This is a genomic window from Achromobacter sp. CSND-B12, from assembly GCF_052906545.1.
In genome coordinates this window covers 1,022,783-1,047,243 of record NZ_JBREGJ010000001.1, presented here as the reverse complement: position 1 = coordinate 1,047,243, position 24,461 = coordinate 1,022,783, and the positions used below count along the sequence as shown (strand labels likewise).

The 24,461-nt window shown below is 69.4% G+C and carries 24 protein-coding genes; 9 read left to right on the top strand and 15 right to left on the bottom strand.

Annotated features, from left to right (window positions below; translation table 11 throughout):
* Positions 1–41 precede the first annotated feature (41 nt).
* The gene (locus ACUTAG_RS04660) at positions 42–1,109 is read right to left on the bottom strand and encodes a glycerol dehydrogenase (RefSeq protein ID WP_148318506.1); all 1,068 of its coding nucleotides are present in this window, start codon (positions 1,107–1,109) and stop codon (positions 42–44) included.
* Between the two features lie 9 nt (positions 1,110–1,118).
* Complete coding sequence (locus tag ACUTAG_RS04655) at positions 1,119–1,823, bottom strand: GntR family transcriptional regulator (RefSeq protein ID WP_006387160.1); 705 nt, start codon at positions 1,821–1,823, stop codon at positions 1,119–1,121.
* Positions 1,824–2,000: 177 nt separating this feature from the next.
* Between ACUTAG_RS04655 and ACUTAG_RS04650 the strand changes: the two genes are divergently transcribed.
* The 4 genes from ACUTAG_RS04650 to ACUTAG_RS04635 are packed head-to-tail and all read left to right on the top strand — an operon-like array spanning position 2,001 to position 6,287.
* The gene (locus tag ACUTAG_RS04650) at positions 2,001–2,816 is read left to right on the top strand and encodes a transketolase (RefSeq protein ID WP_102964990.1); all 816 of its coding nucleotides are present in this window, start codon (positions 2,001–2,003) and stop codon (positions 2,814–2,816) included.
* The gene (locus ACUTAG_RS04645) at positions 2,817–3,803 is read left to right on the top strand and encodes a transketolase family protein (RefSeq protein WP_049073030.1); all 987 of its coding nucleotides are present in this window, start codon (positions 2,817–2,819) and stop codon (positions 3,801–3,803) included.
* Positions 3,804–3,859: 56 nt separating this feature from the next.
* Positions 3,860–4,669 (top strand): shikimate dehydrogenase family protein, encoded by an 810-nt coding sequence (locus ACUTAG_RS04640; protein WP_148318508.1) that lies wholly within the window; start codon positions 3,860–3,862, stop codon positions 4,667–4,669.
* Positions 4,670–4,688: 19 nt separating this feature from the next.
* Positions 4,689–6,287, top strand: a complete 1,599-nt coding sequence (locus ACUTAG_RS04635; protein ID WP_148318510.1) for a GMC family oxidoreductase — start codon at positions 4,689–4,691, stop codon at positions 6,285–6,287.
* Between the two features lie 84 nt (positions 6,288–6,371).
* On the opposite strand, the gene ACUTAG_RS04630 is transcribed toward ACUTAG_RS04635, so the two are convergent.
* The 7 genes from ACUTAG_RS04630 to ACUTAG_RS04600 are packed head-to-tail and all read right to left on the bottom strand — an operon-like array spanning position 6,372 to position 12,021.
* Complete coding sequence (locus tag ACUTAG_RS04630; RefSeq protein ID WP_054505790.1) at positions 6,372–7,475, bottom strand: mandelate racemase/muconate lactonizing enzyme family protein; 1,104 nt, start codon at positions 7,473–7,475, stop codon at positions 6,372–6,374.
* A gap of 13 nt (positions 7,476–7,488) precedes the next feature.
* Positions 7,489–8,307: a transporter substrate-binding domain-containing protein gene (locus ACUTAG_RS04625; protein ID WP_076468351.1), complete on the bottom strand. Its 819-nt coding sequence runs from the start codon at positions 8,305–8,307 to the stop codon at positions 7,489–7,491.
* 53 nt (positions 8,308–8,360) lie between these two features.
* A complete protein-coding gene (locus ACUTAG_RS04620) occupies positions 8,361–9,092 on the bottom strand; it encodes an amino acid ABC transporter ATP-binding protein (protein WP_024069776.1) in 732 nt (243 codons plus the stop codon).
* On the bottom strand, positions 9,076–9,735 hold the full coding sequence (locus tag ACUTAG_RS04615) for an amino acid ABC transporter permease (RefSeq protein ID WP_006387172.1): 660 nt from the start codon (positions 9,733–9,735) through the stop codon (positions 9,076–9,078). The genes ACUTAG_RS04620 and ACUTAG_RS04615 overlap by 17 nt, the downstream gene beginning before the upstream one ends.
* Before the next feature lie 10 nt (positions 9,736–9,745).
* The gene (locus tag ACUTAG_RS04610; protein WP_006387173.1) at positions 9,746–10,429 is read right to left on the bottom strand and encodes an amino acid ABC transporter permease; all 684 of its coding nucleotides are present in this window, start codon (positions 10,427–10,429) and stop codon (positions 9,746–9,748) included.
* 22 nt (positions 10,430–10,451) lie between these two features.
* Positions 10,452–11,684, bottom strand: a complete 1,233-nt coding sequence (locus ACUTAG_RS04605; RefSeq protein ID WP_148318511.1) for a UxaA family hydrolase — start codon at positions 11,682–11,684, stop codon at positions 10,452–10,454.
* A 10-nt stretch (positions 11,685–11,694) separates the two neighbouring features.
* The gene (locus ACUTAG_RS04600) at positions 11,695–12,021 is read right to left on the bottom strand and encodes a UxaA family hydrolase (RefSeq protein ID WP_054439956.1); all 327 of its coding nucleotides are present in this window, start codon (positions 12,019–12,021) and stop codon (positions 11,695–11,697) included.
* A 249-nt stretch (positions 12,022–12,270) separates the two neighbouring features.
* Between ACUTAG_RS04600 and ACUTAG_RS04595 the strand changes: the two genes are divergently transcribed.
* Genes ACUTAG_RS04595 through ACUTAG_RS04585 form a run of 3 tightly spaced genes read left to right on the top strand, consistent with a single transcriptional unit; the run spans position 12,271 to position 14,810 of the window.
* Positions 12,271–13,041, top strand: coding sequence for an SDR family oxidoreductase (locus ACUTAG_RS04595; RefSeq protein ID WP_024069773.1), 771 nt, complete (start codon positions 12,271–12,273; stop codon positions 13,039–13,041).
* 37 nt (positions 13,042–13,078) lie between these two features.
* The gene (locus ACUTAG_RS04590; RefSeq protein ID WP_024069772.1) at positions 13,079–13,933 is read left to right on the top strand and encodes a fumarylacetoacetate hydrolase family protein; all 855 of its coding nucleotides are present in this window, start codon (positions 13,079–13,081) and stop codon (positions 13,931–13,933) included.
* Between the two features lie 28 nt (positions 13,934–13,961).
* Positions 13,962–14,810: an IclR family transcriptional regulator gene (locus tag ACUTAG_RS04585; RefSeq protein ID WP_053498358.1), complete on the top strand. Its 849-nt coding sequence runs from the start codon at positions 13,962–13,964 to the stop codon at positions 14,808–14,810.
* 12 nt (positions 14,811–14,822) lie between these two features.
* On the opposite strand, the gene ACUTAG_RS04580 is transcribed toward ACUTAG_RS04585, so the two are convergent.
* From ACUTAG_RS04580 to ACUTAG_RS04570, 3 genes are read right to left on the bottom strand one after another with little or no spacing between them, the layout of a single operon-like run.
* A complete protein-coding gene (locus ACUTAG_RS04580; protein WP_148318513.1) occupies positions 14,823–16,325 on the bottom strand; it encodes a fumarate hydratase in 1,503 nt (500 codons plus the stop codon).
* 12 nt (positions 16,326–16,337) lie between these two features.
* Positions 16,338–17,318 carry a Bug family tripartite tricarboxylate transporter substrate binding protein gene (locus tag ACUTAG_RS04575; RefSeq protein ID WP_148318515.1) on the bottom strand — a complete coding sequence of 327 codons (981 nt, stop codon included), beginning with the start codon at positions 17,316–17,318 and terminating at the stop codon, positions 16,338–16,340.
* 50 nt (positions 17,319–17,368) lie between these two features.
* Positions 17,369–18,724, bottom strand: coding sequence for a class-II fumarase/aspartase family protein (locus tag ACUTAG_RS04570; protein ID WP_049054347.1), 1,356 nt, complete (start codon positions 18,722–18,724; stop codon positions 17,369–17,371).
* A 93-nt stretch (positions 18,725–18,817) separates the two neighbouring features.
* Here ACUTAG_RS04570 and ACUTAG_RS04565 point away from each other — a divergent pair, with 93 nt between their 5' ends.
* Entirely contained in the window at positions 18,818–19,570 is a 753-nt protein-coding gene (locus tag ACUTAG_RS04565; protein ID WP_223308637.1) for a GntR family transcriptional regulator, read from the top strand.
* A gap of 68 nt (positions 19,571–19,638) precedes the next feature.
* Here the strand turns inward: ACUTAG_RS04565 and ACUTAG_RS04560 are convergent, their stop codons facing one another.
* The 3 genes from ACUTAG_RS04560 to ACUTAG_RS04550 form a co-directional block, all read right to left on the bottom strand.
* On the bottom strand, positions 19,639–20,775 hold the full coding sequence (locus ACUTAG_RS04560; protein WP_148318517.1) for an AAA family ATPase: 1,137 nt from the start codon (positions 20,773–20,775) through the stop codon (positions 19,639–19,641).
* Positions 20,772–21,641: an RNA ligase family protein gene (locus ACUTAG_RS04555; protein ID WP_148318518.1), complete on the bottom strand. Its 870-nt coding sequence runs from the start codon at positions 21,639–21,641 to the stop codon at positions 20,772–20,774. Before ACUTAG_RS04555 ends, ACUTAG_RS04560 begins: the two co-directional genes overlap by 4 nt.
* Positions 21,642–22,006: 365 nt before the next feature.
* A complete protein-coding gene (locus ACUTAG_RS04550) occupies positions 22,007–23,053 on the bottom strand; it encodes an alpha/beta hydrolase (protein ID WP_148318520.1) in 1,047 nt (348 codons plus the stop codon).
* A gap of 205 nt (positions 23,054–23,258) precedes the next feature.
* Here ACUTAG_RS04550 and ACUTAG_RS04545 point away from each other — a divergent pair, with 205 nt between their 5' ends.
* Positions 23,259–24,446, top strand: a complete 1,188-nt coding sequence (locus ACUTAG_RS04545) for a serine hydrolase domain-containing protein (RefSeq protein ID WP_262352264.1) — start codon at positions 23,259–23,261, stop codon at positions 24,444–24,446.
* Positions 24,447–24,461 lie beyond the last annotated feature (15 nt).

Below are 24,461 nucleotides of genomic sequence, written 5' to 3'. Positions count from 1 at the left end.
GGCGCCGCCCGCGGGACGCCGCCAGCGCGAGCGGCGGGGCGTCAGGCGTGGCGGCGCAGGGCGGCGACGAGGGTCTTGATGTCCAGGGGACGATCGAAATTGGCGGCATGGCGCGCGGCCAGCGTCAACTCGGCCGCCCGCGCCAGTTCGGCGTCGGACGGCGCGGCCGCGCCCAGCGCTTGCAGCGTGGTGGGCAACCCCACCTGTTCATACCACTGCGTCAGGGTGGCCAGCATGCCGTCCTGGCGCGCCTCCAGGTCGAGCTGCACCAGCAGGCCGACGGCCACCTGCAGGCCATGCGGCGCGCTGGCCAGCCCGGCGATCTTCGGCAGGCCGCGCGTCAGGGCGTGGGCGATCGACAGGCCGCCGCTCTCGAAGCCCAGGCCGCTCATCAGGATCATGGCTTCCACCACCCGTTCGAAGGCGGGCGTGGGCTGGCCGCTGCCGGCCACGGCCAGCGCGTCGGCGCCGTCGGCCAGCAGCGTGCGCAGGCAACCGTCGGCGATCAACTGGGCGGTCAGCGGCGGGACGCCGTCGTACATGTTGCGTCCGCCGTTGCGGGCGCATTGCTCGGCCTCGAATTTCTTGGAGATGGCGTCACCCAGGCCGGCGCGGAAGAACGCCGCGGGCGCGGTGGCGATGACGGCGGTGTCGACCAGCACGATGGTCGGGTTGAACAGCATGTGCTCGACCGCCAGGAGGTTGTGATGGGCGTCGTACAGCACGTAGTTCTTGCTGGTGGGGGCGTCGTTGGAGGCCACCGTCGGCACCGTGACCAGGTGGCAGTGCTCGGCCTTGGCCACCGCCTTGCCGGCGTCCAGCGCCTTGCCGCCGCCCACCGCGATCACCATGTCGATGCCGGCGGCCGCGGCCTGCGCGCGCAGCGCCGCGATCGATTCGGGCGTGATGTCGCCTTCGACCGGCAGGGCCGTCAGCGCCACGCCGTGGGCACCGCACAATGCCTCGATTCTCGGGCCCAGCACGCCCTGCACGTAGCGGTCGATGACCAGGGCGGCGCGGCGGCCGAACAGGGCGGCGTATCCGCCCAGCGCGTCGAGCGCGCCGGCTCCCTGGATGTAGCGGCCGGGAGCGCCGAAAATCTTCAGCATCGAGTCTTCCTATTTGCGAGGCCCGGGCGGGCGGTAGTCGAGTTCTTTTTCGCGTTCGACCAGCCAGTCGATCATGATCTTGCCGCCCCACACCAGGTCGGCCTGGATCGCCTTGGTGGCGGCTTCGGGGTCGCGCGCCTCCAGCGCGGCCAGCACGGCCTCGTGGCGGTGTTCATCCTGGGAGTAGTCCAGCCCGGCCGTCTTGATGTGGAACACCTTGAGGATCGGGCCGGTGATGACCCAGAACGATTCCACGGTGTTGCGCAGGATGGGTTTGTTGCTGGCTTCCAGGATGCCGAAGTGGAACTTGCGGTTCAGGTAGCTGGCGCGCTTGGGATCGGTCGAGGTGCAGGAGATGAAGTCCTTCTGCAGCGCGATCAGGTTGTCCAGTTGCTTGCGCGTGATGTTCCTGGCGGCCTCGGCCGCGCCCATGCCTTCCAGGTGGAAGCGGATCTGCTGGATCTCGCGCAGCTTTTCCGAATTGACGTAGGGCACGTAGACCGCGGTGGCGGCCTGCATTTCCAGGCCCTGTTCGCTGATGAGGCGGAAGATGGCCTCGCGCACGGGCGTGATCGAGACGCCCATTTCCTGGGCCAGCTCGCCAATGATGAGGCGCTCTCCGGGTTCGTACTGCCCGTTGATCAGGGCGTTACGGATCTCGTTGTAGACCTTGACGGAGAGGTTCTCTTTTTTTACCGGTTTAAGGCTGGGCATGACGGTCGAGGCTTGGGTTCGATGGAATGGCGGAGGCCGTGAAACGGCGCCCGGCTGAATTCTATCCCGCCCTGGCCAATTCAAGCGCGATGGGTATATTATATATCATATATTCTGATAAGCGAAGGAGACGCCATGCGCCAGGACCGGGGAGACCCAAGCGAAGACGAGGTCCGGATGCTGCGGGAAAAGGCCCGCCACATCCGGTTGGAAACCATCAGGCTGATCGAGATCGCCAAGGTCGGGCATTACAGCTCGGTCTTTTCGTGCGCCGAGATCTTTGCCGCCCTGTATTACGACGTGATGCGGCTGCGGCCGGGCGAGCCTGGCTGGCCGGATCGCGACCGCTTCCTGATGGGCAAGGGCCACGCGGCCGTGGGCCTGTTCCCGGTGCTGGCCGACCACGGTTTCATTCCGCATGAACTGCTGGACGGCTACACCCGCCTGGGCAGCCCGCTGGGCGACCATCCCGACATGACCAAGGTGCCAGGCGTCGATTTCAGTTCCGGCTCCATCGGCCATGCGCTCTCGAACGGCGCCGGCATGGCGCTGGGCGGCCGCATGAGCCAGCGCGACTTCAACGTGTTCGTGATGCTGGGCGATGGCGAGATGCAGGAAGGGCAGGTGTGGGAGGCCGCGTTGTTCGCCGCGCACCACAAGCTGTCGCGCCTGGTGGCCATCATCGACCGCAACGGCTACCAGCTCGACGGCAAGGTCGACGACGTGATCGGCGTGGAATCGCTGCGCGACAAGTGGCAGGCCTTCGGCTGGGAGGTGCACGAGGTCGACGGCCACGACCTGGCGGCGCTGACCGCGCTGCTGCGGCGGCTGCGCGCGGACGAGGCGCGCGCGCGGCCGGCCTGCGTCATCGCCAAAACCATCAAGGGCAAGGGCGTTTCCTATATGGAAACCGAACCCGGCTGGCATCTGGGCTACCTGGCGCCGCAGGACGCGCAGGCCGCCATCGACGAAATCATGACCCGCGAGATCTGAATGGCACAGGCACAGACGCTTTCCCCCGATTCCTGGCAGTACCGCGCGCTGAACGCGGTGAACCCCGGGCTGTCGTATCTTTCCGACGCGCTGATCGATTTGGCGCGGGCCGGGCATCCGGTGGTGGCCGGCTCGGCCGACCTGCAGTATTCCAACGGCCTGAACCGCTTCGCCTCGGCCTATCCCGAGCGCTACGTGCAGTTCGGCATTTCCGAGCAGAACATGGTGTCGGCGGCGGCCGGGCTGGCCACCACCGGCGCGATGCCGTTCGTGGCGACCTTTGCCTCGTTCCTGGGCCTGCTGTGTTGCGAGCAGATCCGCATGGACGTGGCCTACACCAAATTGCCGGTGCGGCTGATCGGCCATCACACCGGCATCAGCCTGGGTTTCTATGGCACCTCGCACCACGCCACCGAGGACATCTCGACCATGCGCGCCATCGCCGGCCTGACCGTGGTGTCGCCGGCCGACGGGCCGCAACTGGCCGCCGCCATCAAGGCCTCGGTGGACTGGCCCGAGCCGATCTATTTCCGCATCGGCCGCGGCCGCGACCCGCAGGTGTACGAGGACGGCGCGCCGTTCGCGTTCGGCCGCGCCATCGTCCACTCAACCGGCAGCGACCTGAACATCATCGCTTGCGGCATCACGCTGCACGCGGCGCTGGAAGCGGCCGCCCGGATGCGCGAGGACGGCCTGTCGGTGGGCGTGATCGACATGCCCACCATCAAGCCGCTGGACCGCGAGGCGGTGCTGGCGGCGGCCGGCCAGGCGCGCGCGCTGCTGACGGTGGAGGAACACAATGTGATGGGCGGCCTGGGCTCGGCGGTGGCCGAGGTGCTGGCCGATGCCGGCAGCGGCACGCGGCTGCGGCGCCATGGCATCTATGACGAATACAGCCTGATCGCCCCGCCCACCACGCTGTACGCGCACTACCAGCTCGACGGCGCCGGCATCGAGGCGGTGGCGCGCGAACTCATCGCGCGATAGGGCGTGCCAGCATTCAAGGGGGCCGGGTGCCGGCGCCCCGACAAGGAGACAGAGCAATGAAGGAAATCAGCGGCAACACCCGCCTGTTCGGCATCCTGGCCGACCCGATCTATCACGTCAAAACCCCGCAGCGCATGAACGAGCATTTCGCCCGCATCGGCTTTGACGGCGTCTGCGTGCCGTTCCATGCGCGGCCCGACAACCTGGCCGAGGTGGTGGCCGGACTGCGCCGGCTGGAGAACCTGGGCGGCCTGATCGTCACCATGCCGCACAAGGCGGCGATCCTGGCCCTGGCCGACGAGGCCACGCCGGTGGCGCGCAAGATCGGCGCGGCCAACGTGGTGCGACGCGAGGCCGACGGCCGCCTGGTGGCGCACATGCTGGACGGCGAGGGCTTCGTGCGCGGCCTGCGCACGCACGGCGTGGCGCCCGAGGGCAAGCGCGCCTATCTGGCCGGCGCCGGCGGCGCGGCCAACGCCATCGGCTTCGCGCTGGTGCAGGCGGGCGTGTCGCGGCTGACGATTGCCAACCGCACGCCGGCCAAGGCCGAGGACCTGAAGGGGCGCATCCTGTCGCTGCATCCCGGGGCCGACATCACGGTCGGCACGGCCGATCCGTCGGGCCACGACCTGGTGGTCAATGGCACCTCGCTCGGCATGAAACCGGACGACGCGCTGCCGCTGGACGCGGCGCGGCTGACGCCGGACCAACTGGTGTGCGAGGTCATCATGCAGCCGGCCGACACGCCGCTGCTGGTGGCGGCGCGGGCGCGCGGCTGCAAGGTGCACTACGGCGCGCCGATGCTGGCCGGGCAGATCGAGCTGATGGCGGAAATGATGGGCGTGGCGCCGGCCGCGCAGGGCTGAGGCGGCGACGGACGAGACGATGGGCGACTACGACTTCATTATCGCGGGCGGCGGCACCGCCGGCTGCATCCTGGCCAACCGCCTGACGGCCGATGGCCGCCACCGGGTGCTGATGCTGGAAGCGGGGCACGAGGCGCGCAGCATGTGGATCTCGATCCCGGCGGGCTTTTCCAAGCTGTTGGTGAATCCGGACTACAACTGGCGCTTCGCCACCGAGCCGGAGGACAACGTCTACGGCCGCACCATCGCCGTGCCGCGTGGCAAGGGCCTGGGCGGCTCGACGCTGATCAATGGCATGATCTACGTGCGCGGCCGGCCGCAGGACTACGACGGCTGGGAGGCCGCCGGCGCCACCGGCTGGGGCGGCGGCACCGCCGAGCGGGTGTTCCGCAAGATTGAATGTTATGAGCCCGGCGGCGAGACCCGCGGCAAGTCCGGGCCGATGCACCTGGAGGAAGTGGCCGAGCGCTTTCCTCTGTCCGACGCCTTCCTGCGCGCGGCGCAGGAGGACGGCCTGCCGCTCAACCCGGACTACAACGCCGGCCGTCAGGATGGGGTCGGCTATTACCAAGTGGCGCAGCGCCACGGCCGCCGCTGGAGCGTGGTCGACGGTTACCTCAGGCCCGCCGCCGGCCGCAAGAACCTGACGGTGGAGTGCGGCGCGCACGTGACGCGGCTGCTGTTCGAAGGCAAGCGCTGCGTCGGCGTGGCCTATCGCAAGAATGGCCAGGAATTCACCGTGCGGGCGCGGCGCGAGACATTGCTGTGCCTGGGCGCGGTGCAGTCGCCGCAGCTGCTGGAACTGTCGGGCGTGGGCAATCCCGCGCTGCTGCAGTCCTTCGGTATTCCGCTGGTGCACGCGCAGCCGCAGGTTGGCGAGAACTACATCGACCACTTCGCCACGCGCATGAACTGGCGGGTCCGGAACACCGTGACGCTCAACGAGATGTCGCGCGGCTGGCGCCTGGCGCAACAGGTGGCGCGCTACTACACCCGCCGCAAGGGCATCCTGACGCTGGGCACGGGGCTGGCGCACGGCTTCGTCAAGAGCGCGCCGGACCTGCCGGCGGCCGACGTGCAGTATTTCTTCGTGCACGCCAGCTACGCCAACGCGGCCGAGCGCATCCTCGACCGCGAGCCGGGCATGACCATCGGCGTGGCGCAATTGCGCCCGGAGTCGGTCGGGTCGATCCACCTGAAGTCGGCCGATCCGCTGGCCGCGCCGTCGATCCGGCCCAACTTCCTGTCGGCGCAGATCGACCGCGACAGCCTGGTGGGTGGCATGCGAGTGGCGCGCCGCATCGTGCAGCGGCCGGCCATGCAGCGCTATATCGAGCGCGAGCTGAGCCCGGGGGCGGATGTGGACAGCGACGAGCAATGGCTGGACTTCGCGCGCCGCAACGGCCAGACCATCTATCACCCGATCGGCACCTGCCGCATGGGCGCGGATGCCGGCGCGGTGACCGATCCGCGCCTGCGGGTCAACGGCATTGCCGGCCTGCGGGTGGTGGACGCCTCGGTGATGCCGAAGATGGTGTCGGGCAACACCCAGGCGGCGGTGATGATGGTGGCCGAGCGCGGCGCCGAGATGATCCTGGAGGATGTTGCGTCGGCGTGACGGAGGGCGACCTCGAAGGAGAAGTCCGCGCCGGGTTCGCGGGCCGGCGCGGTTTGCGGGGCGGCCGCCGTCCGCCGCACGCCCTCAGCCGTGGCGGCTGCGGTGCAGCGTCAGCTTGCCGACGCGACCCCAGTCCCAGGCGATGCCCAGGCCCGGATCTTCGGACGCAATGGCGCGGCCATTCTCGATGCGCATGCCGTGCTCGGTCACCATGTCCAGCTGCGGGATGTATTCCAGCCAGCGGCTGTTGGGCACCGCGCAGCACAGCGCCACGTGGATCTCCATCAGGAAGTGCGGGCACACCGGCACGTTGTAGGCTTCGGCCATGTGCGCCACCTTGAGCCACGGCGTGATGCCGCCGATGCGGCCCACGTCCACCTGCACGATGGAGCAGGCCTCGCTCTGCAGGTAGTCCTTGAACTGCGACAGGCTGTAGAGCGATTCGCCCACGGCGATGGGCAGGGTGGTGGACTGGCTCAGCCGGCGATGGGCCTGCACGTCGTCGGCGTGGATGGGCTCCTCGAACCAGGCCAGGTCCAGCGGCTCGAAGCAGCGCGCGCGGCGGATCGCCTCGGGCAACGAGAAACCCTGGTTGGCGTCGGTCATGATGTCCCAGTCCGCGCCGACGGCGGCGCGCACCGCGGACAGCCGCGCCACGTCCTCGGCCACGTGCGGCCGGCCGACCTTGATCTTGGCGCCGCCGAAGCCGGCCTCGCGGGCCTTGAGGGCCTCTTCCACCAGTTGCGACGGCGCCAGATGCAGCCAGCCGCCCTCGGTGGTGTAGAGCGGGATGTCCGCCTTGGCGCCGCCCGCCAGCCGGTGCAGCGGCAGTCCGGCGCGGCGCGCGCGCAGGTCCCACAGCGCGGTGTCGATGGCGGCCAGCGCGATCGAGGTCAGCGCGCCGACAGTAGTGGCGTGGACGCGGTACATCAGGTCGCGCCAGAGCTGTTCGATGTCGTCGGCCTCGCGCCCCAGGAGCAGCGGCGCCAGGTGGTCGTCCAGCAGCCGGATCACGGACGAGCCGCCGGTGCCGATGGTGTAGCTGTAACCGGTGCCGGTGACGCCATCGGCGTCGGTGATGCGCACGATCGGCGTTTCCTGGCGCTCGAAGCTCTGCACGGCGTCGGTGCGCCTGACCTTGGGCTGTAGGTCGACCTGCAGGATCTCGACGGAAGCGATGCGGGCCATGGGGTCTCCTGGGTCAGCCGCCGGCCTTGCCGACTTCCTGCGGCAGGTCGACGCCGTGGAACTGCTTGTAGATGGTGTTCAGTTCGCCGCTCTTGAGATTGGCGCGTACCCAATTGTCCAGCTTGTCCTTGAGCGCGGGCTCGTTCTTGCGCAGGCCGATGGCCAGCATGTTCAGGCGCATCACGAATTTCGATTCCATCTGCTTGGCCGGCGCTTTTTCGTTGATGGTGCGCAGCAGGGCCGGCGCGGTGGCGAAGATGTCGGCCTGACCGCTGACCACCGCGGTGATCGAGGTGGCGTCGTCGTCGAAGCGGATGATCTGCGCGTCCTTGGGGGCGATCTTGGTCAGCTCGGTGTCGTTGGTGGTGCCGCGGGTGGCGATGACCTTTTTGCTGGACAGGTCGGCCGCGCTGGTCAGCTTCATGTCCCTGGGCGCGCCGACCACCGCCAGGATGGCGGCGTAGGGCGTGGAAAAGTCGATGACCTTCTGACGTTCGGGCGTGACCGACATGCTGGAGATGACGATGTCGGCCTTGCCGGTCTGCAGGAACGGCACGCGGTTGGCGCCGGTGGTGGGCACGATCTCCAGCGTCACGCCCAGGCCCTTGGCCAGCAGGCGCGCGGTCTCGACGTCGGAGCCGGTGGGGTTGAGCGCGGCGTCCTTCATGCCGTAGGGCGGCACGCCCAGGTCGATGGCCACGCGCAGCTTGCCGGCCTTCATGATGTCGTCGAGCTGGTCGGCGTGGGCGGCGCCGGACACGGCCAGGCCGCCGATCAGGGCCAGGCCGGCGAAAGCGGCGCGCAGCCGCGGCGGGAATACGGACTTGTTCATGCGGGTTGTCTCCATTGTCGTTGTCATCGGGGCAGGGGGCGGGGCCGGCGGCCCTACAGTCCGCTGCCCAGGAACTGCCGCAGTTCCGGCGTGGCGGGGGCCGACAGCATGCTGGCCGGCCCCTGCTCCCAGACCTGTCCCTGGTGCATGAAGATGACCTTGTCGGCCACTTCGCGCGCGAACGCCATCTCGTGCGTGACCAGGATCATGGTCATGCCGTCGGCGGCGAGGTTTTCCATCACCTTGAGCACTTCGCCGGTCAGTTCCGGGTCGAGCGCCGAGGTCACTTCGTCGAACAGCATCACCTTGGGCTGCATCGCCAGCGAGCGGGCGATGGCCACGCGCTGCTGCTGGCCGCCCGACAACTGCTCGGGATAGGCGTCGGCCTTGTCGGCCAGGCCGACGTGCGCCAGCGCCTGCATCGCCTGTTCGCGCGCCTGGGCCGGCTTGACGCCCTTGACCGAGCGCGGCGCCAGCGTGATGTTCTGCAGCGCCGTCATGTGCGGGAACAGGTTGTAGCTCTGGAACACGATGCCGACGTCCTTGCGCAGCGCGCGCAGGTCCAGCCCGTCGCGGTCATGCAGCGCGTGGCCGCAGACGCGGATGGTGCCGGCGTCGGTGGTCTCGAGCCGGTCCATGCAGCGCAGCGCGGTGCTCTTGCCCGAGCCGCTCTTGCCGATGATGGCCGCGACCTCGCCGCGATTGACGGAAAACGACACGCCGCGCAGCACGTGGGTGCCGCCGAAGCGCTTGTGGACCTGGTCCAGTTCAACGACGGGATGCATTGAGTCTCCTTTCCAAGGAACGGCTCCAGCGCGACAGCGGGTAGCACATGAGGAAGTACAGGATGGCGGCGCAGCCGAAATAGACGAAGGGCTGGAAGGTCGAGTTGTTGAGGATCTTGGCGTTGTAGGCCAGCTCCGGATAGCCGATCACCAGCGAGGCGATCGAGGTGTTCTTGATGATCTGCACCAGGAAGCCGACGGTGGGCGGGGTGGCGATGCGCAGCGCCTGCGGCAGCACCACCTTGGCCATGCGCTGCAGCCGCGACAGGCCCAGGCATTCGGCCGCTTCCCACTGGTTCTTCGGCACCGCCTGGATGCAGCCGCGCCAGATCTCGCCCAGGAAGGCGCTGGAATAGATGGTCATGGCCAGGCCGGCCGCGGCCAGCGCCGACAGCTCGCCCAGGCCGAACAGGCTGGGGCCGAAGAAGCACAGGCCCATCAGCACCAGCAGCGGCGTGCCCTGGATCACCTGGATGTAGCCGGCCGCGGCCGCGCGCAGGGCGCGGCGCGGTGAGACGCGGGCCAACGCCAGCAGCAGGCCGGCCAGGCCGCCGCCGGCGAAGGTCCAGGCCGACAGTTTGACGGTGCCCCAGGCGCCTTCCACCAGATACCAGGCGTGTTGTTCGGGAATGAAGAAAGCCATGGCGCGTCCCCTACAGCGGCGTGCCGAGCTTGCGCCGGCGCGGGAACACGACCTGGGCCAGCAGCCAGAACCCCAGCCGCATCAGCCACGACAGCGCCAGGTACACGCCCCACAGCACGATGAAGACCTCGAAGTTGCGGTAGGTGTCCGACTGGATGCGGTTGGCCACGCCCAGCAGTTCCTCGGCGCCCACCGCCGACATGATGCTGGAGGCCAGCATCAGCAGCACGAACTGGCTGGTCAGCGACGGATAGACGCGTTCGACCGCCGGGCGCAGCACCACGTGCCAGAACACCTGCAGCCGCGACAGCGCCAGGCATTCGCCGGCCTCGAGCTGGTCCTTGGGGATGGATTCGATGCCGGCGCGCACGATCTCGCAGGTGTAGGCGCCGATGTTGATCACCAGCGCCAGCACCGCGCCCGCCATGATCGGCATGGTGAGGCCGGCGCTGGACAGGCCGAAGATGAGGAAATAGGCCTGGATCAGCAGCGGCGTGTTGCGGATCAGTTCCACATAGCCGCCGGCCACGGCGCGCAGCCAGCCCAGGCGGCTGTTGCGCGCCAGCGCGCACAGCGTGCCGAGGATGAAGCCCAGCACGGTGGCGCAGAACGACAGCTTGACCGTGACCCACGCGCCCTGCGCGAGCAGGGGCCACTGTTCAAGCACCGAGGCGAAATCAAACGTGTAGTTCACCGTCTCGCTCCCAGGGGCCGCGTCAGGCCGCGCGGCTCAATGGCAGGCAGGACGGGCCGATCGGCTCGAACGCCTTGTAGGTGAGGATGAATTCGCGGTGGCCCAGGTCCTCGGATTTGCTGGGCGCGCCGTTGGCGACCGCGCGGACCTGGGCGTGGATTTCCTCGGCCACTTCCTGCAGCGAGCCGCGGCCCTCCAGGATGCGGCCGGCGTCCACGTCCATGTCCTCGCCCAGGGCGCGGTAGGTGTCGGGGTTGGCGCAGACCTTGATGACCGGGGAGACCGCCGAGCCCACCACCGAGCCGCGCCCGGTGGTGAACAGGATCACGTGCGAGCCGCAGGCGATCAGTTCGACGATCTCGGCGTTGTCGCTGATGTTGGGAAAGCCGAAGCGCGGTTCGCCGTCGGGCACCACGTCCAGCAGGTACAGGCCGCCGAAGGGCGGCACGTCGCCCGGCTTGATGATGCCGTCGATGGGCGAGGCGCCGCTCTTGGCGTAGGCGCCGAGCGATTTTTCCTCGATGGTCGAGAGGCCGCCGTCGGCGTTGCCCGGGGCGAAACTGCCGTGGCCCATGATGCTGTAGTAGCGCGCCGCCTTGTTGACGCAGGCCACGATCTCCTCGCCCAGCTCGGGCGTGGCGGCGCGGCGCCGCATGTGGAATTCGCAGCCGACCAGTTCGCCGGTCTCTTCGAAGATACAGGTGGCGTGCTGCGCGATCAGCATGTCGAAGGCGCGGCCGACCGCCGGGTTGGCGGTGATGCCGCTGGTGCCGTCCGAGCCGCCGCAGATGGTGCCGATCACGAGTTCGTCGATGCCCATCGGCACGCGCTGTTGCCGCGCCAGGTCCCGGGCGGTGGCGCGCACCCAGGCGCGGCCCTCGGCCACGGTGCTGCGGGTGCCGCCGCGCTGTTGGATGGTGAGGGTCTGGACCGGCCGGCCGGAGTCGGCGATGGCCGCTTCCAGCTTGCGCTTGTTCATGCTTTCACAGCCCAGCGACACCAGTAGCGCGGCGCCGACGTTGGGATGGGTGGCGATGGCCGTCATCATGCGTTCGGCATAGGCGTTGGGGTAGCAGCCGGGAAACCCCACCAGGTGCACCTGCACGTCGCCGGCCAGGTCGCGGAAATCCAGCGCGATCTCGCGCGCCACGTGATGGGCGCATTCGACCAGGTAGGCAACGACGACCACGTTGCGGATGCCTTTGCGGCCGTCGGCGCGCGGATAGCCCTGCAGGGGCTGGGACAGATCGGTCATGGCGGAAACCTCAGTGCCGGTCGGTGAAGGCGCGGCCTTCTTCCAACGTGTAGGTGGGGGTGTAGTCGCTGTCGAGGTTGTGGGTGTGGATGTGGTCCCCGGCCGCGACGGCGGCGGTCAGGCTGCCGATGATGGCGCCGTACTTCAGGATCTTTTCGCCGGCCGGCATGGCGTGGCGCGCCAGCTTGTGGCCCAGGCCCAGCGGCGCGGCGATGACGGCGCTGCCGTCTTCGAGCTGCACGCGGGCGCCGGCGGGCAGGGCGCGACGCACGATCAGGCAGTTGTCTTCGGGGGAGATCAGCAGGAGCTGAGGGTCCAGGGTGGCTTGTCTCGTCATGATTTTTTATGTGTTGATGTTTTGCATATAAAAGCAAGTTTCATATTCGTGGTCAACACACGTTTGCCCTTGAGTGAAGGAAAAAGGGTTGAAATTCGGGTAATTACTGAGTTGTTCGGCATGTCGCCGGCTTGCGGTGCGCCATAAATCCCGTATATTTGTTTTTATGAATGAAATTTAGTTTTCATAAGGCAAATGAAGGCGGCCATCCGGCCGGCACTCCAGGCCTATCCACCCACGGGAAGAGACATGACCCTACGTTTGCAGGACAAGCGGGCGCTGGTCACGGCGGCCGGCAACGGCATCGGCCGCGCCAGCGCCCTGGCCATGGCGCGCGAGGGCGCCCAGGTCTGGGCCACCGACATCAACGAGGCCGCGCTGGCCGACCTGGCCAAGGAGGCCCGCGCGGCCGGCCTGGACGGATTGCGCACCCGCGTGTTGAACGTGCGCGACGGGGCGGCCGTGGCCGACTGCGCCCGCGAGACCGGCGCGGTGGACGTGCTGTTCAATTGCGCGGGTTTCGTGCACGCCGGCACCGTGCTGGACTGCGACGAGGCCGACTGGGACTTCAGCATGGACCTGAACGTCAAGACCATGTACCGCACCATCCGCGCCTACCTGCCGCTGATGCTCGAGCGCGGCGGCTCGATCATCAACATGGCCTCGGCCGCCTCCAGCGTGAAGGGCGTGCCCAACCGCTTCGTCTATGGCGCCTCCAAGGCCGCCGTGATCGGGCTGACCAAGGCGGTGGCGGCCGACTTCGTGGCGCGCGGCATCCGCTGCAACGCCATCTGCCCCGGCACGGTCGAATCGCCCTCGCTGCGCGAGCGCATCGCCGCGCAGGCGCGCCAGCAGGGCAGTGACGAGGCCGCGGTGCGCGCCGCCTTCGTGGCGCGCCAACCCATCGGCCGCGTCGGCCGGGTCGAGGAGGTCGCGGCGCTGGTGGTCTACCTGGCCAGCGACGAATCCGGCTTCACCACCGGTACCATCCAGGTTATCGACGGCGGCTGGTCCAACTGAGCCGCCGTCCCGCTTTGTTCCCTTTCAAGGATTCCGCATGAAACTCGTACGCTACGGCCAGCCCGGCCAGGAAAAACCCGGCCTGATCGACGCCCAGGGCGCGCTGCGCGACCTGTCGGGCGTGGTCGCCGACATCGACACCGCCGCCATCGCCCCGGCCGAGCTGGCCCGGCTGGCCAAGCTCGACCCCGCCAGCCTGCCGCGCGTGGACGGCGCGGTGCGCTACGGCTGCCCGGTCAACGGCGTCGGCAAGATCGTCTGCGTCGGCCTGAACTACGCCGACCACGCCGCCGAGTCCGGCCTGCCGGTGCCGGCCGAGCCGGTGCTGTTCCTCAAGCCCAGCTCGTCGCTGAGCGGCCCGAACGACCCGGTGATCATCCCGCGCGGCTCGGTCAAGACCGACTGGGAAGTGGAGCTGGGCGTGGTCATCGGCAAGAAGGCCTCGTACGTGGAAGAAAGCGAGGCCATGGACTACGTGGCCGGCTACACCGTGGTCAACGACGTGTCCGAGCGCGAATACCAGATCGAGCGCGGCGGCCAGTGGGACAAGGGCAAGGGCTGCGACACCTTCGCGCCGGTCGGCCCGTGGCTGGTGACGCGCGACGAGATCGCCGATCCGCAGAACCTGGACATGTGGCTGGAAGTGAACGGCCACCGCTTCCAGAACGGTAGCACCCGCACCATGGTGTTCGGCGTGAAGACGCTGGTCAGCTACATCAGCCGCTTCATGTCGCTGATGCCGGGCGATATCATCAGCACCGGCACGCCGCCGGGCGTGGGCCTGGGCCAGAAGCCGCCGGTGTACCTGAAGGCGGGCGACGAGATGCGCCTGGGCATCGCCGGACTGGGCGAGCAGCGCCAGGCCCTGCAGGCCTGGGTCCGCGCCGAATAAAATCGGGTTCCACTCCTTTGCCGCCGCCATGACCGCATCCAAGATTCCCGTTCCCGATCCCGCCACGCCCGAGGCCGACGCCGCGGACTCGCCGGGCGCGCAACGCTACGCCGCGCCCGCCCTGGAAAAGGGGCTGGACATCCTGGAGGCGCTGGCGGCCAGCCCGGCCGGCTACACGCTGGCCGAGCTGGCGCAGAAGATCGGCCGCAGCGTCAGCGAGATCTTCCGCATGGCGGTGACGCTGCAGCGGCGCGGCTTCGTGCAAGTCGACGACAACGACCGCTACACGCTGACGCTGAAGATGTTCGAGCTGGCGCACCGCCAGCAGCCGCTGAAATCGCTGGTTAGCGTGGCGCTGCCGTTGCTGCGCGAACTGGCCAACCGCGCGCGCCAGTCGTGCCACCTGGCGGTCTACCAGGCCGGCCGGGTGGTGGTGATCGCGCAGGTCGACAGTCCCGAGCGCTGGTCGTTCGGCCTGAAGGTGGGCGTGATGATGGGCCTGACCGACACGTCCTCGGGCCACGTGCTGCTGGCGTTCCGCGACGAGGTCGAGCGCACCCGCATGCTGGCCGCCCACATCAAGGTGGAAGGCGAGCTGGAGTCGGATCCGGGCGAGCTGTTCCCGATCCTGGCGGACGTGCGCAAGAACGGCTGCGCCTGCATGCCCAGCCGCCAGATCCGCGGCATCACCAACGTCGCCTATCCGGTGATGGGCGTGGGCAACCAGGTCATCGCCGCGATCAACGTGCCGCACATCGAGCGCATCGACCGCAAGGAATCGCCCAGCATCGCCCAGGTGCAGGAGATCGTCGGCAACGTCGCCCAGCGGTTGTCGACGCTGATGGGGTATAGCGGTTATCTGCCGGAGCAGGCCTGAGGGAGGGCGCGCTCACGCGGCCTGGATCGGGATCACCGCATGCACCGAGCGGCCGCGCGCATCGATCGCCACCGTCACCGGCATGTCGCGCACCTCGAACTCATAGATCGCCTCCATGCCCAGGTCCGCGAAGGCGACCACGCGCGCCGCGCGCACCGCTTGCGACACCAGATAGGCCGCGCCGCCCACCGCGCTCAGGTAGGCGCCGCCGTGGGCCTGGATCGCCTGCACCGCCAGCGGTCCGCGCTCGGCCTTGCCGATGGTCACCAGCAGGCCGCTGTCGGCCAGCAGGCGCGGCATGAACTTGTCCATGCGGGCCGCGGTGGTGGGGCCGGCCGGGCCCACCGCTTCGCCGGCCACCGGATCGACCGGGCCGACGTAGTACAGCGCGCGCCCTTGCAGCGGCACCGGCAGCGGTTCGCCCCGCGCCAGCAATTCATCCATGCGCTTGTGCGCGGCGTCGCGGCCAGTCAGCAACCTGCCGGACAGCAGCAGCGTTTCGCCCGCTTGCCACGAGGCGACCTCGGCGCGCGTCAGTGAGTCCAGGTCGACCCGGCGGCCGGCGCTGTCCGGCAGGGCGTTCGGAATGCCGTCCCAGGCCGCGGGATCGGGCGGCGGCAGTACCGCCGGCCCGCTGTCGGGCATCGTGAACGTCACGAAGCGGGTGGCGGCGCAGTTGGGCAGCAGCGCCACCGGCAGCAGCGCCGCGTGCGAGGCGGCGGTGGCGACCTTGACGTCGAGCACGGTGGTGTCGCCGCCCAGGCCCTGGGCGCCGATGCGCAGCGCGTTGACGCGCTGGTGGACCTCGATCCGCAAGCGCTCGATCGGGTCTTGCGCGCCGCGCGCCAGCAGCTCGGGCATGTCGATCGGCGTGAAGAGGGCGCGCTTGGCCAGGGCCATGGCCTGTTCCGGCGAACCGCCCACGCCCAGCCCCAGCACGCCCGGCGGGCACCAGCCGGCGCCCATGCCGGGAAGTTGCGCCACCACCCAGTCGGCCACCGAGTCGCTGGGATTGAGCATGGCATAGCGCGCCTTGACGTCGCCGCCGCCACCCTTGGCGACCACGGTCAACTCCAGTCCGTCGCCTTCCACCAGTTCCACGTGCAGCACCGCCGGCGTGTTGTCGCGGGTGTTGCGGCGCAGGCCCAGCGGGTCGCGCACCATCGATGCCCGCAGCGGATTGGCGGCACAGCCATAGGCGCGCGCCACCGCGCGGTCGGCCAGGGCCTGCAGCGTGGGCGTGGGGCCGGGGCCATCGGCGCGGATGCGCGCGTCCATGCCGAGCCGGGCATAGACATGCGCCACGCCGGTGTCCTGGCAGACCGGGCGCCGCGCCCGCGCGCTCAGCTTGCTGTTGACCAGCAATTGCAGCAGCGCGTGGCGCGCGGCCGGGGCGGTTTCGCGGTCGTGGGCGGCCTTCAGCGCCCGCACGAAATCGGGCGGATGCGTGTGGCTGACCGCCTGCAGGGCCTGGGCGATGCTGGTTTCGATATCGGAAGCGAGCAGGACGCGCATGATGTGCCGGGCCTATTGCAGCGTGATGCCGGCCTGCTTGATGACGCCGGCCCAGCGCTTGCCTTCGTCGGCGGTGAACTGCTGGAAGGCGGCGGGCGCGTACTGGCCCTCGGGCAGCAACTGGATGCCCTGTTCCACCATCTTGCCGGTGAAGTCCTTGTCGGCCAGCGCCTTCTGCCAGGCCTGGTACAGCGTCTGCACCACCGCATCCGGCGTGCCCTTGGGCGCATACAGGCCGTACCAGGTGGATACCTGGAAGCCCGGCAGGGCCTGCTCGCCCATCGGCGCCACATTGGGGAACTGCGCCATGGCGCCGGCGGAGGTCAGCCCCAGCGCGCGCACCTTGCCGCCGCGGGTCTGCGGCAGCGCGGTGTTGGTCTGGTCGAACATGGCATCGACCTGGTTGCCCATCAGGTCGTTCAGCGCCGGCCCGGCGCCCTTGTAGGCGATGGGGGTGATCTCCATGCCGGCCTGGCTGGCGAACATGGCGGCCACCAGGTGCGAGGTCGAGCCGACCCCGGCGTTGCTGAAGTTGAGCTTGCCCGGGTGTTGCTTGCCGAAGGCGATCAGTTCGGAAACCGACTTGTACGGCGAGCTTTCGCCCACCAGCAGCACCAGCGGCGTGTCGGGGAAGCGGAACACCGCCTGGAAGTCCCTGGTCGGGTCGTACGGCAGCCGCGGGTACAGCGATGGCGCGGCGGCCATGTAGCCGATGTGGCCGACCAGGAAGGTGTAGCCGTCGGGCGTCGACTTGGCCGCCTTGGCCGCGCCGATGGTGCCGCCCGCGCCGCCCACGTTCTCGATCAGGATGGTCTGCTTGAGTTCCTGCGCGACGCGGTTGGCGATGTTGCGCGCCATCGCGTCGGTGGGACCACCGGCCGCGAACGGTACGATCCAGGTGATGGCGCGGTTGGGGTAGGTGTCCTGCGCGTGCGCGCCCGGTGTCAGGGCGAACGCCGCCGTGGCGGTGATCGCCGCCAGCCAGTTCTTCATGGTTTGTCTCCGTGGGTGTTTTTTTATCGGGGGAAAGCCGGCGCCGCGGTTCAGGCGGCGCCGGGGTTGAGATGGGCGCGCATGCGGTCCACCATCCGGGGCGCGGCCCCGAGGTAGTGGGCCGGATCGCACAACCGTTCGATCTGGTCCGCGCCGAGCCGCTGCGCGACCCGCGCGTCCTCGCGCAGCACGTCGGCCAGGCGGCGGCGCGACGTGGCCGCTTCGCGGCAGGCGTCGTAGACCACGTCGTGCGCGGTCTGGCGGCCGATGTGCGGGGCCAGGCCCATCATCACGGCCTCGGCCACGATCAGGCCGCCGGACAGATCCAGGTTGCGCGCCATGCGCGCGGCGTCCACTTCCAGGCCGCCGAGCATGAAGCGGGCCTGGCGCAGCGAGCCGGCCGTCAGCACGAAGGCCTCGGGCACGGCCGACCACTCGATGTGCCAGGGGCCGGTGGCGCGCTCGAAATCCTGCAGCATGGCGTCCAGCGCCAGCCCGGCGTGCTGGCGCACCGTCTTGGAGGCGGCCCACATGAGTTCGCACGAGATCGGATTGCGCTTTTGCGGCATGGTGCTGGAGGCGCCGCGGCCCTTCACGAAAGGCTCGAACGCTTCGCCCAGCTCGTTGGTCATCATCAGCATGATGTCGACCGCGATCTTGCCCAGCGAGCCGCACACCAGCGCCAGGAACTGCACCGTTTCGGCCAGGCCGTCGCGCGCCACGTGCCAGGTCACCGGCGCGGCGCCCAATCCCAGTTCGTCCATCAGGGCGCCATGCACCGCCAGGCCCTGTTCGCCGAGCGAGGCCAGCGTGCCGGCCGCGCCGCCGAATTGCCCGATCAGCACCCGCGGCCGCAATTGCGCCAGGCGTTCGCGATGGCGCCGCAGCATCAGCAGCCAGACGGCGGCCTTGTAGCCGAACGTGATCGGCAGGGCGTGCTGCAGGTGCGTGCGGCCCGCCATGGGCGTGTCGCGGTATTGCCCGGCCAGGCCGTCGAGGATGCCATCCAGCGCTTGCAGGTCGGCGTCCACCAGATCCAGCGCCTCGCGCACTTGCAGCACGGTGGCCGTGTCCATGATGTCCTGCGTGGTCGCGCCCCAGTGCAGGTATTCGCCTTCCGGACCGCATTGGCGCGACAGCTGGTGCACCAGCGGCAGGATCGGATAGCCGACGATCTCGGTTTCCTCGCGCAGCAGCGCCATGTCGAGGGCGGCGGCGTCGGCGCGCGCCTCGATGGCGCGGGCGGCCTCGGCCGGGATCACGCCCAGCCGGCCTTGCACCCGCGCCAGCGCGACTTCGGTTTCCACATAGCGCCGCACGGTGGCGGCATCGTCGAACACGGCCCGCATCGCGGCGGTGCCGAACATGTCTTTGAACAGGGCGGATTCGAGGACCGAGACTGGCATAAATGTACGCTCTTAAAAAGTTGTACGTACATTTAAGCAGGGCCGCCGGCGGCCGTCAATGCCGGGGAATACCCGCGCCCGGCAGCAGATAGAATGGAGCCTGTCGCAAACACCCCCGGTTCCATGTCCATCTCGCTGTACACCCGCATCTCCGAAGAACTGGCACGACGGATCGCCGGCGGCGTGTATGCCGTGGGGGCCGTGCTGCCGTCCGAGAACGCCCTGGCCGAGGAGTTCGACGCCAGCCGCCACACCCTGCGGGCGGCGTTGCGCCAGTTGCAGGACCTGGGGTTGATCGCGCGCCGGCGCGGCAGCGGCACCGTGGTCACGGCGGCCCGGCCCAAGGCCGGTTTCAGCCAGTCGCTGCGTTCGCTGGAAGACCTGGTGCAACTGGCCGCGCGCACGCCGCGCACCATCCTGCAGGTGCAGGAGATCGTGGCCGACCTGGACCTGGCCGCGCGCCTGGGTGTCGGGCCGGGCACGCGCTGGCTGCGCTTCGCCTCCACCCGCGGCGCGCCGGGGCAGCCGCCGGTGGTGTGGACCGAGCTGTACGTGGATGCCCACTACAAGGGCGTGCGCAAGCTGGCGCGGCAGCACCCCGACCGGCTGGTGTCGGAATTGATCGAGGAACACTACGGCCGTCGCATTGCCTCGGTCGAGCAGACCATCTCGGCCTGCGCCATGCCGGTGGCGGTGGCGGGCGAGCTGCAGGTGGCGCCCGAGTCGCCCGGCCTGCTGATCCTGCGTCACTACAAGGACCAGGCCGGGCAGATCGTGGAAGCATCGTGCTCGTACCATCCGGCCGGACGCTACGAGTTCTCGACGACGCTGATCCGCGAGCACTGAGCCGCGTCCGCGGCACGCGGGCGCGCGCCAAACCCGCGCCGACGCTGCAACAATCGGCGCCGATGCGCCTACACCGCGTACACCACCCGGTGCGCCTCCGTCGGCAGCGGCAGGTCCCAGCGGTGCAGCATGCCCAGCAGGGTCTTGTTGGGCAGCGACGTGTCGCGCCGGGCATTGCGCCGCAGCAGCTCGGCGCGCGGCTGCTCCAGGTACACCAGCTCGACCTCGGCGTGGTAGGCGTACAGCAGGTCCAGCGTTTTCTTGCGCATCAACTGGCTGAGGTTGGTGGCGTTCCACACGAACGGGCGGTGCGCGCGCAGCAAGGCCTTGGCCCGGTCGATCGCCAGGTGCGCCACCTTGCCTTCGTTCTTGCCGTGCGCCAGGCCGAGCGCTTCGCGCGCGTCGTCGAACGACACCACCGGCAGGTCGGGGTGATGCGCCGCCACCCAGCTGTTCTTGCCGCTGGCCGGCAGGCCCGCCATGACGATGACGCGCGAGCCTGGCTCCTGGAACAGGGGATAGTCCGGATGCACGTCGGCGCCGCGAAAGTAGCTGACGGCGGTGTGCGCGTCGGCGAAGCGCCGTGGCTGGCCGTAGCAGTCTTCCTCGCGCGCGGCCTCGCGGAACAGCGCGATGTTGTCCAGCACCTGCTGCTGGTCGCGGCAGATGCGGCCGCGCATGTCGGCCTCGGCCAGCATCGCCAGCAGCGGAATGCTCAGTTGCCACGACAGCTCGCGCACGATGAATTCCACCGATTTGCCGCGACGGGAACCGGACAGGGCGAAGAACGGCACCTGGTGCACGGCGATCAGGCGGCAGATGGCCTCGCGCACGGCGAAGGGCACGCCCGCGTCCCACAGCGCGATGCGCGCGTCGACCGCGCCCCGGGCGGAATGGCCCGGTTGCGAAATCGCGCCGCTGACGGGATCGATCACCGTGGTGGCGTGCTTGGCGACGTCGTGCAGCAGCGCCGCCAGGAACACGATCTCCTGATCGGCGCGGCTGGCTGCCTGATAATCGGGCAGCGCCAGCAGCGATTCGACCACCATGCGCGTGTGGGTCCAGACGTCGCCTTCGCCGTGGTAGCGCGGGTCCTGCGGCGTGGTCTTGGCCAGCTCCAGCGCCGGAAAGGCCGCCAGACAGGCGGCGAAGTCCGGCGCCTGGCCGGCGGCGGGCGTCAGGGCCCGCAATTGTTCGTAGTTCATGATGCCTCCTTGTCGCCGCGCAGCGTGTCCCAATCGACCCGCGGACGCGGGGCGTACAGGTCGACGCCGGGCGCGAGCTGGTTGGGCACGTAGGGCTGCTCGGAATGGTGCTTGTCGGCGGCCAGGATGGCCTGGACGAAGTCGGCGCGCACCCATTTGTATCGGCCCAGCGTCCTGCCGTCGGCCTCCACCTTGATGTACAGGCCTTCCGACAGGTCCGACTTGTCGCATTGCCGCCAGGCCAGCGCCAGGTCCAGGCCCTCGCGCCGCACGGTGGCCTCGAACGCGTCGCGCCACCGCGCCGTCTTGGCCAGCGACGGCCGCAGCAGGGCCTTCAGGTCGGCCAGGCGCGCGGGCGCCAGGCCGTCGTACAGGACGGGCACGGACAGCACCGGGCCGCCGGCCAGCAGTTCGCGACGCGCCGCGGTGGACAGGAACTGTCCGGTGCGGCGGTCGAGCACGTCGAACTCGAAGAAGTGGTGCGGCAGCGCGTCGTAGAACACCGAGTGTTTCTTCGACATCGTTTCGCCGTACATCACGTAGCGGTCTTCCAGCCGTTGCAGCAGCCAGCCGGCGTGGGCCTGCGCCCAGGCCTTGATGAAGTTGAATTGGCGCTCGCGCCCGCCGCCCACCAGGTAGTGGCCGCGCGATTGCAGCAGCAGGTCGCCCGCGGGGCTGAAACTGATGCCGGTGTTGGCGCCATCGAGTTTCTCTTCCACCACCAGGCGCAGGCCGCGCAGCTCGCGGTAGGGCATGTGGTCGTGGCCGTGGTCGCCTTCCTGCAGCCGCGAGCCTTCCAGGTGCGGGGTGCGGGGGTAGCGGAACAGTTCAAGGGATTGCGCGCAGGCGCGGAAATCCGGCGTCATGGGTCTTCTCCAGGAAAAGTGGGGAAGCCGACGACGCGGTCTTGCGGGGACGGGAAGCGAGGGGGGATGTGTTGCGCGTTCCGGAACCGCGCCTGCCGCGGGTCGCGCTCAAGACCGGGAAGGTCGAGCCGCGTGAATGGGCAGGCTGACCGCGATTACCGGAAGGTAGTCGTCGGCGTTTAGGCGAATTGACGAATGGCAGACACGTTGGCACCCGGAAAGAAAGGGGTTGTTGAAAAGCAAGGGCGCATCCTAAGGCAACGATGATGACGCTGTCAACGCCGTGTCCGCCGGTTGTTGTCCGGCGGACACGCGGCGCTATCACTTTACTATCACATTGCTATCACAATCGTGCTTTCTTCACGTCACAGCCGCGTCACCTGCAGCACCGCGTCGGCGAAGGCCTCGGGCGCTTCCTGCGGCAGGTTGTGGCCGATGCCGCCGGTGACGTCGACGTGCCGGTACTTGCCGGTGAACTGGCCGGCGTAGGCGGCGGGCGCGGGATGCGGCGCGCCGTTGGCGTCGCTCTCGAGCGTGATGGTCGGCACCGCGATCTTCGGCGCGACGGCCAGGCGCCGCTCCAGGTCGTCGTAGCGCGCCTCGCCCTGGGCCAGCCCGAGGCGCCAGCGGTAGTTGTGGATGACGATGGCGACGTGGTCGGGGTTGGCGAAGGCGCGCGCGCTGCGCGCGTAGGTGGCGTCGTCGAAGCGCCATTGCGGCGAGGCCAGTTGCCAGATCAGCTTGTTGAAGGCGTCGACGTTGGCGGCGTAGCCGGCCGCGCCGCGCTCGGTGGCGAAGTAGAACTGGTACCACCACTGGAATTCGGCCTGGGGCGGCAGCGGTTTGCGGTTGCCTTCCTGGCTGCCGATCAGGTAGCCGCTGACCGACACCAGCGCCTGGCAGCGTTCGGGCCAGAGGGCGGCCATGATGTTGGCGGTGCGCGCGCCCCAGTCGAAGCCGGCGATGACGGCCTTGCCGATCTTCAGCGCGTCCATCAAGGCGATGATGTCGACCGCCACCACCGCCTGCTCGCCGTTGCGCGCGGTATCGGCCGACAGGAAGCGGGTCGAGCCGTAGCCGCGCAGGTACGGCACGACGACGCGGTAGCCGGCGGCGGTCAGGCGCGGCACGACGTCGATGAAGCTGTGGATGTCGTAGGGCCAGCCGTGCAGCAGGATGGCGACCGGGCCGTTGGCCGGGCCGGCGTCGACGTAGCCGATGTCCAGGTCGCCGGCGCGGATCTGGCGGATGCCGGCAAAGGGAGCGGCGCTGGGGGTGGTTGTGCTTGGGGCGGCGGGGGCGGCCTGCGCCATGGCGCGGGCATTCAGGCCCAGGCTCAGCAGGCTGGCGCCGGCCAGGGCCGAGGTGGTGCCGAGCAGGCGGCGGCGTTGGGTGTCGATGGGATCGGGCATGGCGGGGGACTCCGGTCAAGGTGAGTGAAAGGGCGTGGAGCCGTTGTAGCCAGGCGCGCGGGGTCGGAGGTGTCGCAATGTACGGAGCGGGCGGGTTGATACATTGGGACTTGAATCTCCCGGCCGATGCGGCCGGCGCCATGCGCGGGCGGCGATTGCGAGGCGCCTGTTGTGCAATCGGCGCGGACTTGGCATGATCCGCGCCATGGCAACGGACCCGACCTCCCGCATGACGCCCGCGCGCGCCCGCCGCCCGGGCCGGACCGCTTGGCGGCTGGCCCTGGGGCTGGCCGCGATGACGGCCGCCGCCTATGCGGCGACCGCGGTAATGGAGATCCCGCCGCCGCACACGTTGTGGCGGCTGGAGGCGTCGGCGCCGTCGCGCCGCGGTGATCTGCTGCCGGTGCGGGCGGTGCCGGCCTCGGCCACGCCGTCAGCGCTGGCGGCCAGCGCCTGGCCGCCGCCCGCCACGGTGCCGTGGAAAGGCGCCGAGATGCCGTTCGACCAGTTCCTGCGAAGCACCGCCACCAATGCCCTGGTGGTGCTGCGCGACGGCCGGCTGGTGTACGAGTGGTACCGGCCCGGCGTGAGCGCGACGGACCCGCAGTCGTCATGGTCGATGGCCAAGTCGGTGGTGTCGCTGCTGGTGGGCCAGGCGATCGCGCGCGGCGAACTGCGCGAGGACGACCGCCTGGTCGCGCTGCTGCCCGAGCTGGCCGGCGCCGGCGACTACGACCGCATCACCGTGGGACAGCTGCTGGACATGGCCTCGGGCATCGACGTGTCGGAGAACTACCGCGCCTACTGGCCCTTCACCGGCACCGCGCGCATGTACCTGACGCGCGACCTGGCCGGGTTTGTGCGGGCGCATCGGCGCATGCATTTCACGCCGGGCAGCGCGGGCGACTACCGCAGCATCGACACCCAGCTGCTGGGCATGGCGCTGGCGCGGGTGACCGGCCGCCCGCTTGCCGACCTGCTCGCCGAGCGGCTGTGGCATCCGATGGGCGCTGAGTCCGCCGCCACCTGGAACCTGGACCGGCCAGGCGGCATCGAGAAGGCATTCTGCTGCCTGAACGCCACCGCGCGCGACTTCGCCCGCATCGGCCAGCAGGTGCTGTTGGCGGCGCAGGGGCAGGGCGTGGTGCCCGCCGCCTGGCTGGCGCGCATCGCGCGGCCGGCGCCGCATGCGGTGGATGGCTGGGGCTATGCCGCGCAATGGTGGCAGCGCGATCCGGCGGGCGGTCCCGACTTCGCGGCGGTCGGGATCCACGGCCAATACCTGTATGTCCATCCGGGCAGGCGGGTGGTGATCGTCAAGCTCAGCGATTACGGCGAGAACCAGGACGAGCGCGAAACCTACGACGCATTGCGCGCGCTGGCGCAGCGCTGAGCGCTGCCCGCGTCC

What these genes read in the sequence shown, in the direction of transcription:
- ACUTAG_RS04585 (WP_053498358.1), top strand. Translation starts at nt 13,962, where the DNA reads ATGACCGCATCCAAGATTCCCGTTCCCGATCCCGCCACGCCCGAGGCC.
- ACUTAG_RS04660 (WP_148318506.1), bottom strand. Translation starts at nt 1,109, where the DNA reads ATGCTGAAGATTTTCGGCGCTCCCGGCCGCTACATCCAGGGAGCCGGC.
- ACUTAG_RS04555 (WP_148318518.1), bottom strand. Translation starts at nt 21,641, where the DNA reads ATGACGCCGGATTTCCGCGCCTGCGCGCAATCCCTTGAACTGTTCCGC.
- ACUTAG_RS04630 (WP_054505790.1), bottom strand. Translation starts at nt 7,475, where the DNA reads ATGGCCCGCATCGCTTCCGTCGAGATCCTGCAGGTCGACCTACAGCCC.
- ACUTAG_RS04645 (WP_049073030.1), top strand. Translation starts at nt 2,817, where the DNA reads ATGGCACAGGCACAGACGCTTTCCCCCGATTCCTGGCAGTACCGCGCG.
- ACUTAG_RS04615 (WP_006387172.1), bottom strand. Translation starts at nt 9,735, where the DNA reads ATGGCTTTCTTCATTCCCGAACAACACGCCTGGTATCTGGTGGAAGGC.
- ACUTAG_RS04655 (WP_006387160.1), bottom strand. Translation starts at nt 1,823, where the DNA reads ATGCCCAGCCTTAAACCGGTAAAAAAAGAGAACCTCTCCGTCAAGGTC.
- ACUTAG_RS04635 (WP_148318510.1), top strand. Translation starts at nt 4,689, where the DNA reads ATGGGCGACTACGACTTCATTATCGCGGGCGGCGGCACCGCCGGCTGC.
- ACUTAG_RS04565 (WP_223308637.1), top strand. Translation starts at nt 18,818, where the DNA reads ATGGAGCCTGTCGCAAACACCCCCGGTTCCATGTCCATCTCGCTGTAC.
- ACUTAG_RS04600 (WP_054439956.1), bottom strand. Translation starts at nt 12,021, where the DNA reads ATGACGAGACAAGCCACCCTGGACCCTCAGCTCCTGCTGATCTCCCCC.
- ACUTAG_RS04590 (WP_024069772.1), top strand. Translation starts at nt 13,079, where the DNA reads ATGAAACTCGTACGCTACGGCCAGCCCGGCCAGGAAAAACCCGGCCTG.
- ACUTAG_RS04605 (WP_148318511.1), bottom strand. Translation starts at nt 11,684, where the DNA reads ATGACCGATCTGTCCCAGCCCCTGCAGGGCTATCCGCGCGCCGACGGC.
- ACUTAG_RS04575 (WP_148318515.1), bottom strand. Translation starts at nt 17,318, where the DNA reads ATGAAGAACTGGCTGGCGGCGATCACCGCCACGGCGGCGTTCGCCCTG.
- ACUTAG_RS04620 (WP_024069776.1), bottom strand. Translation starts at nt 9,092, where the DNA reads ATGCATCCCGTCGTTGAACTGGACCAGGTCCACAAGCGCTTCGGCGGC.
- ACUTAG_RS04560 (WP_148318517.1), bottom strand. Translation starts at nt 20,775, where the DNA reads ATGAACTACGAACAATTGCGGGCCCTGACGCCCGCCGCCGGCCAGGCG.
- ACUTAG_RS04550 (WP_148318520.1), bottom strand. Translation starts at nt 23,053, where the DNA reads ATGCCCGATCCCATCGACACCCAACGCCGCCGCCTGCTCGGCACCACC.
- ACUTAG_RS04580 (WP_148318513.1), bottom strand. Translation starts at nt 16,325, where the DNA reads ATGCGCGTCCTGCTCGCTTCCGATATCGAAACCAGCATCGCCCAGGCC.
- ACUTAG_RS04595 (WP_024069773.1), top strand. Translation starts at nt 12,271, where the DNA reads ATGACCCTACGTTTGCAGGACAAGCGGGCGCTGGTCACGGCGGCCGGC.
- ACUTAG_RS04625 (WP_076468351.1), bottom strand. Translation starts at nt 8,307, where the DNA reads ATGAACAAGTCCGTATTCCCGCCGCGGCTGCGCGCCGCTTTCGCCGGC.
- ACUTAG_RS04650 (WP_102964990.1), top strand. Translation starts at nt 2,001, where the DNA reads ATGCTGCGGGAAAAGGCCCGCCACATCCGGTTGGAAACCATCAGGCTG.
- ACUTAG_RS04570 (WP_049054347.1), bottom strand. Translation starts at nt 18,724, where the DNA reads ATGCCAGTCTCGGTCCTCGAATCCGCCCTGTTCAAAGACATGTTCGGC.
- ACUTAG_RS04545 (WP_262352264.1), top strand. Translation starts at nt 23,259, where the DNA reads ATGGCAACGGACCCGACCTCCCGCATGACGCCCGCGCGCGCCCGCCGC.
- ACUTAG_RS04640 (WP_148318508.1), top strand. Translation starts at nt 3,860, where the DNA reads ATGAAGGAAATCAGCGGCAACACCCGCCTGTTCGGCATCCTGGCCGAC.